Origin of the sequence: Bradyrhizobium canariense, from assembly GCF_019402665.1 — a bacterium.
In the GTDB taxonomy this organism is placed as follows: domain Bacteria; phylum Pseudomonadota; class Alphaproteobacteria; order Rhizobiales; family Xanthobacteraceae; genus Bradyrhizobium; species Bradyrhizobium canariense.
The window spans coordinates 37,927-53,367 of the sequence record NZ_VSST01000016.1 but is presented as its reverse complement, the minus strand read 5'-3'; the positions used below and the strand labels follow the sequence as shown (position 1 = coordinate 53,367).

The 15,441-nt window shown below is 64.5% G+C and carries 12 protein-coding genes; 9 read left to right on the top strand and 3 right to left on the bottom strand.

Going from position 1 to position 15,441, the window contains the following annotated elements; genetic code table 11:
* Positions 1 to 16 precede the first annotated feature (16 nt).
* A complete protein-coding gene (locus FXB41_RS08385; RefSeq protein WP_219681226.1) occupies positions 17 to 1,750 on the bottom strand; it encodes an FAD-dependent oxidoreductase in 1,734 nt (577 codons plus the stop codon).
* A gap of 7 nt (positions 1,751 to 1,757) precedes the next feature.
* The gene (locus FXB41_RS08380; protein WP_219681224.1) at positions 1,758 to 2,972 is read right to left on the bottom strand and encodes an ABC transporter substrate-binding protein; all 1,215 of its coding nucleotides are present in this window, start codon (positions 2,970 to 2,972) and stop codon (positions 1,758 to 1,760) included.
* Positions 2,973 to 3,322: 350 nt separating this feature from the next.
* On the opposite strand from FXB41_RS08380, the gene FXB41_RS08375 reads away from it, so the two are divergent.
* From FXB41_RS08375 to FXB41_RS08335, 9 genes are all read left to right on the top strand, one after another.
* The gene (locus tag FXB41_RS08375; RefSeq protein WP_219681223.1) at positions 3,323 to 4,624 is read left to right on the top strand and encodes an MFS transporter; all 1,302 of its coding nucleotides are present in this window, start codon (positions 3,323 to 3,325) and stop codon (positions 4,622 to 4,624) included.
* Positions 4,625 to 4,887: 263 nt separating this feature from the next.
* On the top strand, positions 4,888 to 6,237 hold the full coding sequence (locus tag FXB41_RS08370; RefSeq protein ID WP_219681221.1) for an ABC transporter substrate-binding protein: 1,350 nt from the start codon (positions 4,888 to 4,890) through the stop codon (positions 6,235 to 6,237).
* Between the two features lie 55 nt (positions 6,238 to 6,292).
* Entirely contained in the window at positions 6,293 to 7,222 is a 930-nt protein-coding gene (locus FXB41_RS08365; RefSeq protein WP_219681218.1) for an ABC transporter permease, read from the top strand.
* A complete protein-coding gene (locus FXB41_RS08360) occupies positions 7,219 to 8,121 on the top strand; it encodes an ABC transporter permease (protein WP_219681216.1) in 903 nt (300 codons plus the stop codon). Before FXB41_RS08365 ends, FXB41_RS08360 begins: the two co-directional genes overlap by 4 nt.
* A gap of 7 nt (positions 8,122 to 8,128) precedes the next feature.
* Positions 8,129 to 9,235 carry an ABC transporter ATP-binding protein gene (locus FXB41_RS08355; RefSeq protein ID WP_007595769.1) on the top strand — a complete coding sequence of 369 codons (1,107 nt, stop codon included), beginning with the start codon at positions 8,129 to 8,131 and terminating at the stop codon, positions 9,233 to 9,235.
* A 21-nt stretch (positions 9,236 to 9,256) separates the two neighbouring features.
* Positions 9,257 to 9,748, top strand: a complete 492-nt coding sequence (locus FXB41_RS08350; protein ID WP_219681214.1) for a (2Fe-2S)-binding protein — start codon at positions 9,257 to 9,259, stop codon at positions 9,746 to 9,748.
* A 2-nt stretch (positions 9,749 to 9,750) separates the two neighbouring features.
* Positions 9,751 to 12,138, top strand: a complete 2,388-nt coding sequence (locus FXB41_RS08345) for a xanthine dehydrogenase family protein molybdopterin-binding subunit (protein WP_219681212.1) — start codon at positions 9,751 to 9,753, stop codon at positions 12,136 to 12,138.
* 11 nt (positions 12,139 to 12,149) lie between these two features.
* A complete protein-coding gene (locus tag FXB41_RS08340; protein WP_219681210.1) occupies positions 12,150 to 12,947 on the top strand; it encodes an FAD binding domain-containing protein in 798 nt (265 codons plus the stop codon).
* A 16-nt stretch (positions 12,948 to 12,963) separates the two neighbouring features.
* The gene (locus FXB41_RS08335) at positions 12,964 to 14,451 is read left to right on the top strand and encodes an amidase (RefSeq protein ID WP_219681208.1); all 1,488 of its coding nucleotides are present in this window, start codon (positions 12,964 to 12,966) and stop codon (positions 14,449 to 14,451) included.
* A 3-nt stretch (positions 14,452 to 14,454) separates the two neighbouring features.
* Here FXB41_RS08335 and FXB41_RS08330 read toward each other — a convergent pair whose 3' ends face one another.
* Positions 14,455 to 15,354, bottom strand: coding sequence for a LysR substrate-binding domain-containing protein (locus FXB41_RS08330; protein ID WP_027519799.1), 900 nt, complete (start codon positions 15,352 to 15,354; stop codon positions 14,455 to 14,457).
* Positions 15,355 to 15,441: the final 87 nt, after the last annotated feature.

Here is a 15,441-nt window from a genome sequence, read left to right as displayed (position 1 = left end):
CGCCTCCTGGCGTGGCTTATGCCGCGTTGCGCTTGGCGGCGCTGTCGGCGAGATGACGGCCGGCAATGTAGCCGAAGGTCAGCGCCGGCCCAAGCGTGATGCCGGCGCCGGGATAATTGCCGCCCATGATGCTCGCCATGTCGTTACCGGCGGCATAGAGCCCCGGAATGACCCGTCCTTCTGCATCCAGCGCCCGCGCATTCTCGTCGGTGACGATGCCGGCATAGGTGCCGAGATCGCCGACCACCATCTTGATGGCGTAGAACGGACCGTTCTCGATGGGCGCGACGCACGGGTTCGGGCCGTGCAGCGCATCGCCCTGGTAGCGGTTATAGGCCTTTGAGCCCTTGCCGAAGGCCGCATCATGCCCCTGTGGTGCGGTCGCATTGAACTGCTTGACGGTCTCGACGAACGCCATGCTGTCGATGCCCGCCTTTGCCGCGAGCGCCTCCAGCGTCTCGCCGCGCATGAGATAGCCGGTCTTGAGGTGATGACCTAGCGGCATCGGGAATGGCGGCACGCAGCCGAGGCCGTACTTCCGAAGCGTCTGGTGATCGCAGACGAGATAGGCCGCGATCTCCTCGCCGGGCTTCGCAGCCTTCACCATGGCCTGGACGAAGTCGTGATAGGAATTGCCCTCGTTGGCAAAGCGCTTGCCGTCACGCATCACCGCGATCACGCCGGGTTTGGCGCGGTCGATGAAATGCGGCATCACACCGCTTGAGCCGTCCTTGCGCTTGGTGACCGAGACCGGGACCCAGGCTGCCGCGTTCGGCAGCCGGTCCTCGACCTGTCCGCCGGCGCTTTCCGCAAGGCGCAGGCCGTCGCCGGTATTGCCGGTCGGTCCCGGCGAAAAATGCTCGTTCCCAGTCGGCGCGTGCGGGAACAGCTTTTTGCGCCGTTCGACATCATGCGGGAAACCGCCGCAGGCGAGCACGACGCCTTGTCTGGCACGAATGCGGACGTCGCGTCCCTCGCGGGCGACGATGGCGCCGGTGACGGTGCCGTTCTCGACCGTCAGCTCGCGTACCGGCGCGGACAGCCACATCGGAATCTTCAGATCCTGCGCGGATTTTGCCAGGCGACCGGCGAGCGCATTGCCGTTGGTCAGCGTCATGCCGCGGCCATAGCGCAGCAAGTCCATCAGATGCCGCGACAGGCGCTTTGCGACATAGACCCCCGAATTCAGCGACTTCGTCGCGCGCATGAAATGGACGATGTCCTTGCCGGATCCAAGCATCATTCCGAATACGGTCAGCTCGGGCAGGGGCATGCCGAGGGTCTTGATCTGGTCGCCGAGCTCGCGGCCGTCGAACGGGCGTGCCACCATCGAACGACCGCCCTGGGTGCCGCCGGGCGCCTCGGCGTGGTAGTCCGGGAACACCAGCGGCATGTCGAAACGGAGCGCCGTCTTGCTGGTGAAAAAATCGACCGCCTCGGGTCCGGCGCTCAGGAATGCATCGACGCGCGCGGCGTCAAAGTTGTTGCCGGCTTCGTGCCGCAGGTAAGTCCGCGCCTGCTCGGGCGTCTCTTCGATGCCGTAGGCCTTTGCCAGCGACGTCCCGGGAATCCACAACCAGCCGCCAGACCGCGCGGTGGTGCCGCCGAAGCGCGGCTCCTTCTCGACGATCAGCACGTCAAGGCCGCGATAGCGCGCGGTGATCGCGGCCGACATGCCGGAGCAGCCCGATCCGGCCACGAGCACATCGCACTCGTAAGTCTCAATTGCGTTGCGCTCGTTGCCGGTCATGCAGGCCTCACTTCTTGAGCAGCGGACATTTGGACTCGGAGACCGGGCGGAACGCGTCCTCGCCCTTCACCGTCTTGATGATCTCAAGGTAATCCCACGGTTCTTTGGACTGCTCGGGTGTTTTCACCTTGGCGAGATACATGTCGCGAATGACGCGGCCGTCCTCGCGCAAGCTTCCGCCATGAACAAATGTATCCTCGATTGGCAGCTCGCGCATCTTGGCCATCGCCTTGGCGGGATCATCGGTGCCGGCGGCCTTGATGGCCTTGAGATAATGCAGCACCGAGCCGTAAACGCCGGTCTGGATCATGGTCGGCATCACCTTGGTGCGCTCGTAGAATTTCCGCGACCAAGCGCGGGTCGCCTCGTCCATGTTCCAGTACGACGCCGTGGTCATGTAGGTGCCCTGCGCGGCCTTGAGGCCGACCGCATGCACGTCGGTGTCGAACATCAGGAGGCCGACCAGCTTCTGACCACCCTGGACCAGGCCGAACTCGCCGGATTGTTTGATGGCATTGTCGGTGTCCTGGCCGGCATTCGCGAACGCGACGACCTCGGCTTTCGAGCTCTGCGCCTGCAGCGCGAAAGAGGAGAAATCGGCGGTGTTGGTCGGGTGCTTCACGCCGCCCAAGACCTTGCCGCCCATCTCGTTGATGAAGCGCGTGGCGTCCTTCTCGAGCTGCTGGCCGAAGGCGTAGTCGGCGGTGATGAAGTACCAGGATTTGCCGCCTTCCTTGATCACGGCGGAGGCCGTCACCTTCGACAGCGCGTAGGTATCATAGGTGAAGTGCACGGTGTTCGGGCTGCAAAGCTCGTCGGTCAACGAACTCGCGCCGGGGCCTGACAGCAGCGCGATCTTGTTGCGCTCGCGCACCATGTTGTGGACGGCGATCGCGATGCCGGAATTGGGGATGTCGACGACGGCATCGACCTTGCCGTTGTCGAACCAGCCGCGCACGATCTGCACGCCGACGTCGGTCTTCATCTGATGGTCGGCGCTGATGATCTCGATCGGCTTGCCGAGCACGGTGGGCCCGAACTCCTCCACCGCCATTTTCGCGGCCTCCACGGAGCCTGGCCCGCTGTTGTCGCGGCCCCAGCTCGACAGATCCGTCAGCACGCCGATCCGCACAGCGTCGTCGGAGATTTGCGCGTTCGCAACGGTGGTTATGGCAGCCGAAGTCATGGCCCCGAGCATAGCGCAGGCCAAAAGCCCTCTCATCGTCGTTCCCTCTCGTTTATGGGCCGCTTGGCGCGGCTTGTTATTGTGAGAGCAAGTTAGATAATGTTGAATAAGTTTGTCAATGGCGAATAATGGCTGCACGTCGTCCCGGCGAAGGCCGGGACCCATACCGCGTGATCTCTGGATGCCGGGCGGTCGCAGTACCGGAGCACGCGTCCTCGCCAAACTCCCCTTCTGGTTATGGTCCCGGCCTTCACCGGGACGACGGTGAGGAGGCAGTGGCGCGAGAAAAATCTCGCATCGTGATCTGGGGAGAACTAACACTCCCGCAAGTTGCAACCGCAATCATGTTTAGCCATGATGCCACCCGGAAATTGTGGGGCATGGCAATGACGGCAGCATCGGGGGTCTCCAGTGCGGCGGAGAAATCTACGACGGCGCAGGTGGTGTGGGCAGCCGCGCTCGGCACCGCGATCGAGTGGTATGACTTCCTGATCTACGGCACGGCGGCGGCGCTGGTGCTGAACAAGCTGTTCTTCCCGAGCTTCGATCCCTTCGTCGGCACACTGGCGGCATTCTCGACCTATGCCGTCGGCTTCGTCGCGCGGCCGATCGGCGGTGCGATCATCGGGCATTATGGCGACCGGCTCGGCCGCAAGAAGATGCTGGTCGCCACCATGATCGCGATGGGACTGGGCACGTTCCTGATCGGCTGCCTGCCGACCTACAGCCAGATCGGCGTCTGGGCGCCGATCTTTCTCGTCATTTTGCGCTTCGTCCAGGGCATCGGGCTCGGTGGCGAGTGGAGCGGGGCGGTGGTCATGGTGGCCGAGCACGCCGGCAACCGCCGTGGCTTCTACGGCAGCCTGGTGCAGATCGGCTTCCCCGTCGGCGTCGCCGCGTCTACCGGCATTTTTGGTCTGATGACGCAGCTGCCCGAGGCGGACTTCCTGAGCTGGGGCTGGCGCGTGCCGTTTCTGATCAGCATCCTGCTCGTCGGCGTGGGCTTCATCGTGCGGCTGAAACTTGCGGAGACCCCGCACTTCAAGGAGGTGCTCGAGCGCAAGGAGGTTCTGGCGCAGCCGGCGCTGGAAGTCCTGCGCCGCGACTGGCGCAGCTTCCTGCTCGCGATCGGCATCACGGTGTCCGAAGTCGGGCTCGCTTATCTCCTCACTGTTTTCACCGTGGTCTACGCCACGACGCAGCTCGGTCTGCCGCGGCAGGTGATCCTGAATGCGGTGGTCTATGCCGCGCTCGTCGAGTTCGCGACGCTGCCCCTCGCAGGCTGGCTGTCCGACATATTCGGCCGCAAAGCGCTGTATCTCGCCGGTGGCGTGTTCTCGGTGGCGCTGGCGTTTCCGTTGTTCTGGTTCCTCGACACCAGGGACCCGGCGCTGATCACGCTCGCGCTCGTCGTCACGATGACACTGACGCATGCGCTGCTGTTCGGGCCGAAGGCGGCCTTCATGCCGGAGCTGTTCCGTACCCAGGTGCGCTACAGCGGCGCATCGCTGGGAGCCAACGTTGCCGCCGCGCTGAGCGGCGGCTTCTCGCCGCTGATTGCGACGGCACTGTTGGCATGGGCCGGTTCTTATTGGGCCGTGTCGGTCTACATCATCGCGCTGTCGGTCATCACCATCATCGCAACGCTGATGGCGCCGGAGACGGCGCGGGACCAGCTCAGGTCCTGAGTACCGCCTTCATCACGTCTGCCGCGCCAGCGGGCCCGCACGTTCGAAGCCATCATTTTGTACGCAGGTCCTGACGCCTTCTTATGCGCGCTGCCAAAAGCCGATGCAGCGGGGCGAACCATTAGCCGCGTTTATGCGGCGAATTTTTACTTCCAATTTTACTTCACCACATCCCGCCCATAGCCTCCCACGCAATTGATCACATCCGCAGCCGGTCAATGGCGACCGGTGCGCAGCGTTCATCGTAGCCAACGAGGGTTGCCATGCTTGACAGGGACAAGGGGACATCCACTGCCAATCCGGTGGGGACGAGCGACAAGCCTGCGAAAAAACTGAGCCGGCGCACGCTGTTGAAGGGCGCTGCGGCGGTGGCCGGCGCGGCCGCAGGATCGGACGCGATCCGCGGATTCCCGACGATCTGGGCACAGGAGATCAAGGACATCGAGCTGCGCCATGTCGGCGTGTCCTATTCGGTGGTGAAGGCGATCGGCGACCAGGCGGCCAAGGATCTCGGCTTCAAGGTGACGATGCAGAACCTCGACACCTCCGCCGCCATCAACCGCTTCATAAGCCAGCCTAATACGGTCGACATCGCCGATCTCGAGGGGTGGCAGGCCAAGCTCGCTGCCAAGCGCGGCGTGATCCAGGGCATCGAGGTCAAGAAGGTCAAGGAGTTCGACAACATCCTGCCGATCTTCACTAAGGGCGAGATCGACGGTCACAAGATCCCGCGCCAAGGCATCTCGCCCTACGAGGCCATGTATATCGCCAAGCCGGATTCGACCGATCTGAACGACGGCGTGACCGAATGGGCGACCTTCCTGCCGCAGGTCTACAACGCCGACTCCATCGGCTATCGCCCCGACCTCGTAGGCCATGAAGTCACGGAATGGAAGGATCTGATCGATCCGAAATTCAAGGGCAAGGCCGCGATCCTCGACGTGCCCGCAATCGGCATCATGGATGCCGCGCTCTGCTTCGAAAGCGCCGGGCTGATCAAGTACGGCAACAAGGGCAACATGACCAAGGAGGAGATCGACTTCACCTGCAACAAGCTGATCGAGCTCAAGAAGCAGGGCCAGTTCCGCGCGACCTGGACCACCTTCGACCAGTCGGTGCAGCTGATGGCGGCGGGCGAAGTGGTCATCCAGTCGATGTGGTCGCCGGCGGTGGCCGCGGTACGCGTGAAGGAAATCCCCTGCGTCTACGCGCCGGTCAACATCAAGAACGGCAAGGAAGGCTATCGCGGCTGGTGCAACGGCATGGGGCTGATGAAGCATCTCTCCGGCAAGAAGCTGGACGCGGCCTACGAATATCTCAACTGGTATCTGTCGGGATGGCAGGGCGGCTTCGTCGCGCGCTACGGCTATTACAGCCCGGTGCCTTCGACTGCGAAGAAATTCCTCACGCCGGCCGAATGGGCGTTCTGGTACGAGGGCCAGCCCGCGCCCGAGGTGGTCAACGACCCCTATGGCGTGCCAATGGAGAAGAGCGGCACCAAGCGTGACGGCGGCTCGTTCCTCGACCGCGTCAAGAACATCTCCTGCTGGAACACGCTGATGGACGAAGCCGCCTACATGAACAAGCGCTGGAACGACTTCAAGGTGGCCTGAAACCTGCTTTTCCTGACGTGAACGAAGCGCCGGCGTGGCGATGCGCCGGTGCCAAATGACCGAGTTCGAGGCGTTTGCCGACATGCAGCCAAGCCTTAGTCCAGCTCTTAGTCCAGCTCAAATCTCACCACGCGCAAATCTCGCCGGCTGGCTCTACGTGTCTCCGCTCGTGCTGGTGCTCGTGCCATTCTTCGTGGCGCCGATCCTGGTCGTGCTGGCCGCGAGCTTCTTTGCCACCGACGGCTTTGGCGGGCTGACGCCGGGCTTCACGCTCGCAAGCTATGTCGAGGTGCTGCATTCGGCGCTGACGCTGAAGCTGTATCTCGCGACCATCAAATTCACGGTGGTGACCTGGATCTTCACACTGATCATCGGCTTCTTCGTCGCCTACTTCCTGGTTTTCCACGTCCGCAACCAGTTGCTGGCGATTGGCCTGTTCCTGCTCTGCACGGTGCCGTTCTGGACCTCGAACATCATCCGGATGATTTCCTGGATTCCGCTGCTCGGCAAGGAAGGCCTGATCAACCAGGCGCTGCTGGGGCTTGGCGTGATCCGCCAGCCGCTGGAAGTGCTGCTGTTCTCGGACCTGGCGGTCGTCATCGCCTATGTCCACCAGCTCACCATTTTCATGATTGTGCCGATCTTCAATTCCATGGCGCGGATCGACAAGAAGCTGATCGAGGCCGCGATCGATGCAGGCGCCAGCCGTTTCGACATCATGCGCCTGATCGTGGTGCCGATGTCCAAGAGCGGCATCGCCCTCGGCACCATCTTCGTCGTCTCGATCGTGATGGGCGATTTCTTCGTGGTCAAGGTGATGTCCGGCGGCGGCTCGGCTTCGGTGGTGAGCGCGTTCTACGAGGACGTCGGCGTGCTGCAATATCCGAGCGCGGCGGCCAGCGCAGTGTTGCTGACGCTGGTGCTGGTCGCGATCGTCTCGCTGATCCTGCGCACCGTCGACATCAGGCAGGAGATCACGCGATGAGCGCGGTTCTCGCCGACATGTCCAAAACCGATGTGTCAAAGACGATCGCGCCGGCGACAAAGGCGATTGCGCCGAGCAAGGGCGGCCGGCCGTGGACGTTCTACGTCCTGGCAACGCTGTTTGCGTTCTATGTGATCGCGCTCTACGGCCCGATGTTCTGCATCTACGTCCTGTCGTTCCAGGACATCCGCGGCGGCCTCGTGTTCCCGATGAAGGGCACTTCGCTGCACTGGTTCGTCGATCTCTTCACCCAGGTGCGGACCGGTGACGTCAAGGGCTCGTTCGACCGCTCGGTCAAGCTCGCCGTCATTGTCACTGTTATCACGGTGGTGGTCTCGTTCCTCGCCGGGCTCGGTTTTCGCAAGCGCTTTCGCGGCGACACCGTCGTGTTCTACATGATGATCGGCAGCCTGGTCGCGCCGGGTCTCGTGCTCGGCCTCGGCACCGGTCTGTTGTTCCAGGCGCTCGGGCTCAATGCGAGCTGGTACACCTCGGCGCTCGGCGCGCAACTGTCCTGGACGCTGCCGTTCGGCGTGCTCGTGATGTTCGCGGTGATGTCGCGCTTCAACCATGTCTGGGAGGAGGCGGCCTACGACCTCGGCGCCAGCCGCTGGCAATCGATCCGGCTGGTGATGATTCCGGTGCTGGCGCCCGGCCTCGTCGCGGTCGCGCTGTTCGGCTTCACGCTCTCCTACGACGAGTTTGCGCGCAGCCTCCAGACCGCGGGCTCACTGAACACGCTGCCGCTGGAGATATGGAGCATGACGCTGAACGTCACGTCCCCCTCACTCTATGCGTTCGGGACGGTGACGACGATCGTCTCCTTCATCGTGATCGGCGCAAGCCTGGGCAGCATCGTGCTGATCCAGAAAAAGCGCGGCAGCAGCACAAAGGGTTGAGCTGAGAATGAAGAGTGATCGCGGCGATATCGAACTGGCGGGCGTCTGCAAGAGCTTTGACGGCGTCACCAATGTGGTGGACGGTGTCAATCTCAAGATCGCCGACGGCGCCTATTGCTGCTTCATCGGTCCCTCCGGCTGCGGCAAGACCACGATTTTGCGCATGATCGCCGGCCACGAGGACCCGACCGCCGGCGAGATCGTGATCGGCGGGCAGAACGTCGTCGGTCTTGCGCCGGTGCAGCGGCGCACCGCGATGATGTTCCAGTCCTACGCGCTGTTCCCGCATCTCACCGTGCGCGACAACATCGCGTTCGCCTTGCGCGTGCGCGGCATGTCGAAGGCTGATCGCCTGCGCGCTGCGGATGCCATGATCGAGAAGGTGCGGCTGACGCAATTCGCCGACCGCCTGCCGGCGCAGCTCTCCGGCGGCCAGCAGCAGCGTGTGGCGCTGGCGCGCGCCGCGATCACCGAGCCGAGGGTACTCTTGCTCGACGAACCGCTGTCCGCCCTGGACGAGCAGCTCCGCGTGCAGATGCGCCAGGAGCTCAGGCGGATGCAGCAGGAGCTCGGTATCACCTTCATCCACGTCACCCATACCCAGCTCGAGGCGATCGCGCTCGCCGATCTGGTGGTGGTGATGGAGCAGGGCAGGATCAAGCAGGCGGGCGCGGCCCGCGACGTCTATGCCCATCCGCACGATCGTTACGTCGCTGAGTTCATGGGCGGGCAGAACGTGCTGTCGGGGCGGGTCGAGAAGGTCAACGGTTCGACCTTTACGCTCGCGCAGGCCGCGCCTGATGGCATCGAGGTCCCGCTTCAGGCGCGGTCCACGGTGAGCGTCGGTGACAAGATCGATATCGCCGTGCGCCGCGACGATGTCGCGCTGGTCCGGCCGGGCAGGGAACTACCGCCGGGCTGCACCACGTTGCTGCCGAGTCGTGTGCTCGCGATCGAATACCAGGGCTATTTCGTCAAGGTCATGCTCGACACGGTGCCGGACGACGCGTTCGTCGCCTACGTGCCGGAAAAGACTTTCTTCGCGGATCCGTTCACCGTCGGCGACGTCGTGATGGCCACATGGGCCACCGGCAGCGCGCTTCCACTCGCGTAAAGACCCGTCGCGCACAGGAGTATGATCGTGCAGATATCCTTCACACTCAACGGACGGCCAACCACTGTCGATGTCGAACCGGCGATGCTAGTCGCCGAGCTGCTGCGCGAGCGGCTCAACCTCACCGGTACCCATATCGGCTGCGACACCAGCCAGTGCGGCGCCTGCGTGGTGCACCTCGACGGCCTGCCGGTGAAGAGCTGCACACTGCTCGCGCCCGCGCTCGACGGCGCGACGCTCCTCACTATCGAGGGGCTTCATGGAGCGCCCGGTTCGAACCAGCTGCATCCGATGCAGGAAGCGTTTCGCGAGCATCACGGCCTGCAATGCGGCTTTTGCACGCCCGGTATGCTGATGACAGCGGTGGCGCTTGCGACCGAGAAGCCGGATCTGACGGAAGTCGACGTCCGCCATGGCCTTGAAGGCAATATCTGCCGCTGCACCGGCTATCAGAACATCGTCGTCTCGGTCATGGCTGGCGCTGCCGCCATGAACGCCGCCAGGGGAGAGTGACCATGGGCAATGTGATCGGGATCGGCGCTTCGCCAAAACGGAAAGAGGACCAGCGCTTCCTCACCGGCCGCGGCAATTACGTCTCCGACATCAAGCGTCCCGGCATGACGGCGGGTGTGTTCGTGCGCTCGCCGCACGGACACGCGATCCTGCGCGGCATCGACAAGAGTGCGGCGCTCGCATCGCCCGGCGTCATCGCGGTCCTGACCGGCGAGGATGCCGCCGCGGACAAGCTGGGATCGCTGCCCTGCGGCTGGGGTATCTCGGATGCCAAGGGCGTGCCGATGAAGGAGCCCCCATTCCCGATGCTGGCGCAGGGCAAGGTGCGCTTCGTCGGCGACATGGTGGCCTTCGTCGTCGCGGAGACGCCGGCGCAGGCCAGCGCGGCGGCCGAACTGCTCACGGTCGATTACGAGGTGCTGCCCTCAGTGGTCGGCGTGCTCGAAGCCGTGCGGCCCGGCGCGCCGCAATTGTTCGACGACGTGCCGAACAACCTCTGTTGCGATTGGGAGCTCGGCGACAAGGCCGCGGTCGAGACTGCGTTCCGGAAAGCGGCGCATGTCGCAAAGCTCAGCCTCGTCAACAACAGGCTGATCGGCAACCCAATGGAGCCGCGCGCGGCGATCGCCGAATACGAGCCCGGCACGGATCGCTTCACGCTGTGGACCACCAGCCAGTTCCCGCATGTCGTACGCTTCCTGATGGGCGCGCTGGTGCTGAACATTCCGCAGCACAAGCTGCGCGTGGTCGCGCCCGATGTCGGCGGCGGCTTTGGAGTCAAGCAGTTCCACTACGGCGAGGAGGCCGTGATCACCTGGGCCGCCAAGCGCGTGATGCGGCCGATCAAATGGGTCGCGAGCCGGTCGGAAGGCTACGTCTCCGATCGTCACGGCCGCGATCACGTCACCGAGGCCGAGCTTGCACTGGACGAGACCGGGAAGTTTCTGGCCTTCCGTGTCAACACGCTCGCCAATATGGGCGGCTATCTCTCGACCTTCGGGCCGAACATCCCGACCAATCTCTACGGGCCGCTGCTCGGCGGCGTCTACACCACGCCAGCAATCTACTGCAACGTGAAGGTGGTGTTCACCAACACCGTTCCGGTCGACGCCTATCGCGGCGCCGGCCGTCCCGAGGCGACCTTCGTGCTGGAGCGAATCGTCGACGTCGCAGCCAGCGAGATGGGGATCGACCGCGTCGAGATTCGCCGACGCAACATGATTCCGAAGGAGGCCTACCCGTATCAGACGCCGGTGCTGGTGCAATACGATTCCGGCGATCCGATGGGGTGTCTCGACGGCGCCCTTGTCGCGGCCGACGTCAAGAACTTCGGTATCCGCAAGGCGGAGTCGGCGCGCAGGGGCAAATTCCGCGGGCTCGGCTACTCGACCTATGTCGAGGCCTGCGGCCTCGCACCGTCGCGCTTCGCGGGACGATTGGGCGCGCGCGGCGGGCTCTATGAGAGCGCCACGGTGCGGGTGCATCCGACCGGCCAGGTCACGGTCATGATCGGCACCCACAATCACGGCCAGGGCCACGAGACGACGTTCGCGCAGATCGTCTCGGAAAAGCTCGGCGTCGCGTTTGACAATGTCGACATCGTGTTTGGCGATACCGATCGCGTGCAGTTCGGCATGGGTACCTATGGCTCGCGTTCGCTGGTGGTTGGCGGCGCGGCGCTGTCGAAGGCGACCGACAAGGTGGTCGCGAAAGGCAAGAAGATCGCGGCGCATCTGCTTGAAGCGGCCGAGATGGATATCCAGTTCGAGGCCGGAAAATTCTCGGTCGCAGGCACCGACCGCATGAAGACGTTCGAGGAGATCGCGGGCGCCGCCTACGTGCCGCACGACTATCCGCTCGAAGTGCTGGAGCCGGGACTCGAGGAGCAGGCTTATTACGATCCCGTCAACTTCACCTATCCCGGCGGCTGTCACATCGCCGAGGTCGAGGTCGATCCGGAAACCGGCACGGTGACGCTGGTCAATTACACCGCGGTCGACGACGTCGGCACGGTCATCAACCCGATGATCGTCGAGGGCCAGTTGCACGGCGGCATCGTGCAGGGCGTCGGTCAGGCGCTGTACGAGAACGCGGTCTATGACGAGGGCTCGGGCCAGCTGCTATCGGGCTCGCTGATGGACTACTGCATGCCGCGCGCCGACCACATGCCGATGATGAACATCTCGACCCATTCGACGCTGTGCACGCACACGCCGATGGGCGTGAAGGGTTGCGGCGAGGTCGGCACCATCGGTTCGCCGGCTGCGGTCATCAACGCGGTGGTCGATGCGCTGTCGCATCTCGGCGTCACCCATGTCGACATGCCGGCGACGCCGAACCGGATTTGGCGCCTGCTTCAGAATGCATCGCTGCCGGTCGCTGCGGAATAGGGAGGACAATCATGAAACCGTTTGCCTATCACCAGCCGGACCGGATTCCCGACGCTGCCAAACTGCTGACCTCGATCGAGGACAGCAAGCTCGTCGCCGGCGGCATGACGCTGATCCCGACGCTGAAGCAGCGGCTGGCCAGCCCGCCTGCCTTGATCGACCTGTCGAAGCTCGGGAATCTGAAGGGCATCACCGACGGCGGCGCCACCATCACCATCGGTGCGATGACGCCACACGCGGTGGTGGCCGCCTCGAAGCTGGTGCAGGGAAAGATTCCCGGTCTCGCCGCGCTGGCGTCGATGATCGGCGATCCCGCCGTGCGCATCCGCGGCACGATCGGCGGTTCGGTCGCGAACAACGATCCGGCGGCCGATTATCCGGCAGGTGTGCTGGGCCTTGGCGCGACCGTCGTCACCAGCACGCGCGAGATCGCGGCCGACGGGTTCTTCCGCGGCCTGTTCGAGACCGCGCTCGAACCTGGCGAGATCATCACCGCGATCCGCTTTCCCGTACCGCTCAAGGCGGGCTACGCCAAGTTCAAGGCGCCAGCGTCGCGCTATGCGCTGGTCGGCGTGTTCGTCGCGAAATTCGCCGATGGCGTTCGCGTGGCCGTGACCGGAGCGGGCTCCGGCGTATTCCGCGTTCCCCCGATGGAAGATGCGCTGTCTCGAAGTTTCGATCCGTCCGCGATCGCGGCGATCAAGATCGACACCGAGGGTCTCACCTCCGACATCCATGCCGAAGCCGACTACCGTGCGCATCTCGTCACGGTCATGGCCAAGCGCGCCGTCGACGCGGCGCTCAGCTAGTACTTTAGGGTTGATGATGACTGATGGTTTTGGCCGAGCGGCCTTCCCGCCGGCGCCGACTGGCCTTGGCTCGCTTTCCGCAATCGAGATCCTGGCCGGCTACCGGCGCAAGGCGTTCACTCCGCGCGATGTCGTCGACGACACCATTGCCGCCCTGGAGGTGACGAATGGGGCCTGCAACGCGGTGGTGACGCCGATGTACGAGCAGGCGAGGGCGGAGGCCGATCGTCTCACCAGGGAGATGCGCGCCGGCGAGGCCAAGGGGCCGCTCGCCGGTATACCTGTGACGATCAAGGACCTGGTCTTTGTTGCAGGCGTGCCGGCCCATGGCGGCTCGCCGATGAACAAGGCATTCGTGCCCGATGTCGACGCGGCCGTTGTCTTGGCGCTGAAGGAGGCGGGTGCAATCGTCACCTGCAAGACCACGACCTGCGAGTCCGGTTACAAGTTGACGGCGGACAGCCCGGTCACCGGCACCACGCGCAATCCCTGGAACCCCGGTCGCACCAGTGGCGGATCGAGCGGCGGCGCGGCGGCGGGCGTTGCCGCCGGCTGCGGTCCGATCGCGATCGGAACGGACGGCGTGGGCTCGATCCGCGTGCCTTCGTCTTTTTGCGGAGTGTTCGGCCTCAAGCCGACCTTTGGCCTGGTGCCGCGTTCACCCGGCTTCTCGCCACCGTCCTGGGGCTCGCTCGCGCATACCGGGCCGATCACGCGCACGGTCGCGGATGCCGCGCTGACGCTGGAGATCATCGCCGGCTACGATCTGCGCGATCCCGCGAGCCTGCCGGTGGCGGCGCGGCGGTTTGATACGAAGGCGGCGCCGTTGAACGGCATTCGTATCGGCGCCAGCGTCGATCTCGGCTACGCCGCCGTCAGCCCCGATGTGCGCGCGGCGTTCGGCAAGGCGTTGGCCATTCTCGATGCCTGCGGCGCGCAGGTCACCATGGATGGTCCGGGCCTCGATCCCGGCATCCTCGAGCACACGCTGAAGCCGATCGCCTTTACCGAACAGGCGGCGGCTGTCGCGAGCAAGACCACGGCCGATCTCGCCAGCTCCGAAGCAGATTATCTTGACGTCATCAGTGCCGGTCGGCGCTACAGCGGCACGGACTATATCGAAGCGGGGTATCGCCGCGGCCAGGCTCGCAGCGGCTTCCTGAAGCTTTTCGAGCGCGTCGATGCGCTGGTGACGCCGACCGTCGCGGTGACTGCGTTCGAGGCCGGCCGTCTCGGCGTCGAGACGATCGACGGCGGGAAGGTCGATCCGCATCTCGGCTGGTCGCCCTTCACCTGGCCGATCAATCTCGCCGGCCTACCGGCCGCGACGCTGCCCTGCGGCTTCGATCGCGAGGGAATGCCGATCGGCTTGCAGATCGTCGCTGCCTGGCTCGACGAGCCCACGATCTTCCGCATCGCCGCTGCGTTCGAAGCGGCGCAGCCCTGGGCAGCGTTCTGGCCGTCACTGGCGCTCCGCGAAAAGCCGGCGCGCGCGAAGGCATGAAGCTCAGGACAGCTCGATCGGATCGCCGCGGCCGCTGAGCTCCTCGTCGAGGCGCAGATAGTGCGCGAGATAATCGTGCAAGGCGGTTGCCGCCTTCGAGGTCGCGCCGCTCGACTTGTAGAGCAGCAGCTCGATCTTCGGCAGCGGCGGCAGGCCCTCGTTCGGGCCGATCTCGCGCATCGCCGGCACCAGCGCGCTGCGGCCAAGTACAGTCACGGCCATGCCGGCGAAGGCCGCCGCCTGGAGGCCGCCGACGCTTTCGCTGACGCAAGCGATGCGCCAGCGCAAATTCGCGCGTTCCAGCGTGTCGATCGCGTAGTCGCGATAGATGTTGCCCGGCGGTAGCAATGCCAGCGGAATGGGCCGTTCCTGGTGCGCGGCGGACTGCTCGCCGGTCATCCAGACCAGTTGCTCGCGCCGTACCACCTGGCCGCCCGTAAAATCGTTCATGCGGGTGACGAGCGCGATGTCGACATCGCCGCGCTTGACCAGGCCCACCAGCGGCGTCGAGAGCGCGCAATTGAGCTCGACCTGGACGCGCGGGAAGGATTTTCGGAACACGCTGAGGATCTGCGGCAGCATGAAGGCGGCATAGAGGTCGGGCGTGCCGAGTACGACCTGACCCTCGATCTCCTGCGACGCCAGCTGCGAAATCAATTCGTCATGCAACCGCAGGATGGATTTGGCGTAGGTGAGAACCGTGGTGCCGTCCTCGCTCAGCGTCAGCCGGCGCCCGGCATGCTCGAACAATTGCTTGCCGGTGAGCTCCTCCAGCCGCTGCAATTGCAGGGTGATCGCCGGCTGGGTGCGGCCCAGCCGCCGCGCGGTCTCGGTAATGCTGCCGGTCTCGACCACGGAGATCAGCGACCGGAGCATGCGGATATCGAGGCTGATGAGGTTCATGCGGCATCCATGTCGCCCAGAATTTATGCAAGTTCCATGCTAGTGGCGAAAGGGAGCCGGTTTGGAAGGCGCGGCTGCAGGTGGCCT

Excerpts from the sequence above, each read along its gene's own strand:
- FXB41_RS08385 (WP_219681226.1), bottom strand. The coding sequence starts at position 1,750 with ATGACCGGCAACGAGCGCAACGCAATTGAGACTTACGAGTGCGATGTG.
- FXB41_RS08380 (WP_219681224.1), bottom strand. The coding sequence starts at position 2,972 with ATGAGAGGGCTTTTGGCCTGCGCTATGCTCGGGGCCATGACTTCGGCT.
- FXB41_RS08375 (WP_219681223.1), top strand. The coding sequence starts at position 3,323 with ATGACGGCAGCATCGGGGGTCTCCAGTGCGGCGGAGAAATCTACGACG.
- FXB41_RS08370 (WP_219681221.1), top strand. The coding sequence starts at position 4,888 with ATGCTTGACAGGGACAAGGGGACATCCACTGCCAATCCGGTGGGGACG.
- FXB41_RS08365 (WP_219681218.1), top strand. The coding sequence starts at position 6,293 with ATGACCGAGTTCGAGGCGTTTGCCGACATGCAGCCAAGCCTTAGTCCA.
- FXB41_RS08360 (WP_219681216.1), top strand. The coding sequence starts at position 7,219 with ATGAGCGCGGTTCTCGCCGACATGTCCAAAACCGATGTGTCAAAGACG.
- FXB41_RS08355 (WP_007595769.1), top strand. The coding sequence starts at position 8,129 with ATGAAGAGTGATCGCGGCGATATCGAACTGGCGGGCGTCTGCAAGAGC.
- FXB41_RS08350 (WP_219681214.1), top strand. The coding sequence starts at position 9,257 with ATGATCGTGCAGATATCCTTCACACTCAACGGACGGCCAACCACTGTC.
- FXB41_RS08345 (WP_219681212.1), top strand. The coding sequence starts at position 9,751 with ATGGGCAATGTGATCGGGATCGGCGCTTCGCCAAAACGGAAAGAGGAC.
- FXB41_RS08340 (WP_219681210.1), top strand. The coding sequence starts at position 12,150 with ATGAAACCGTTTGCCTATCACCAGCCGGACCGGATTCCCGACGCTGCC.
- FXB41_RS08335 (WP_219681208.1), top strand. The coding sequence starts at position 12,964 with ATGACTGATGGTTTTGGCCGAGCGGCCTTCCCGCCGGCGCCGACTGGC.
- FXB41_RS08330 (WP_027519799.1), bottom strand. The coding sequence starts at position 15,354 with ATGAACCTCATCAGCCTCGATATCCGCATGCTCCGGTCGCTGATCTCC.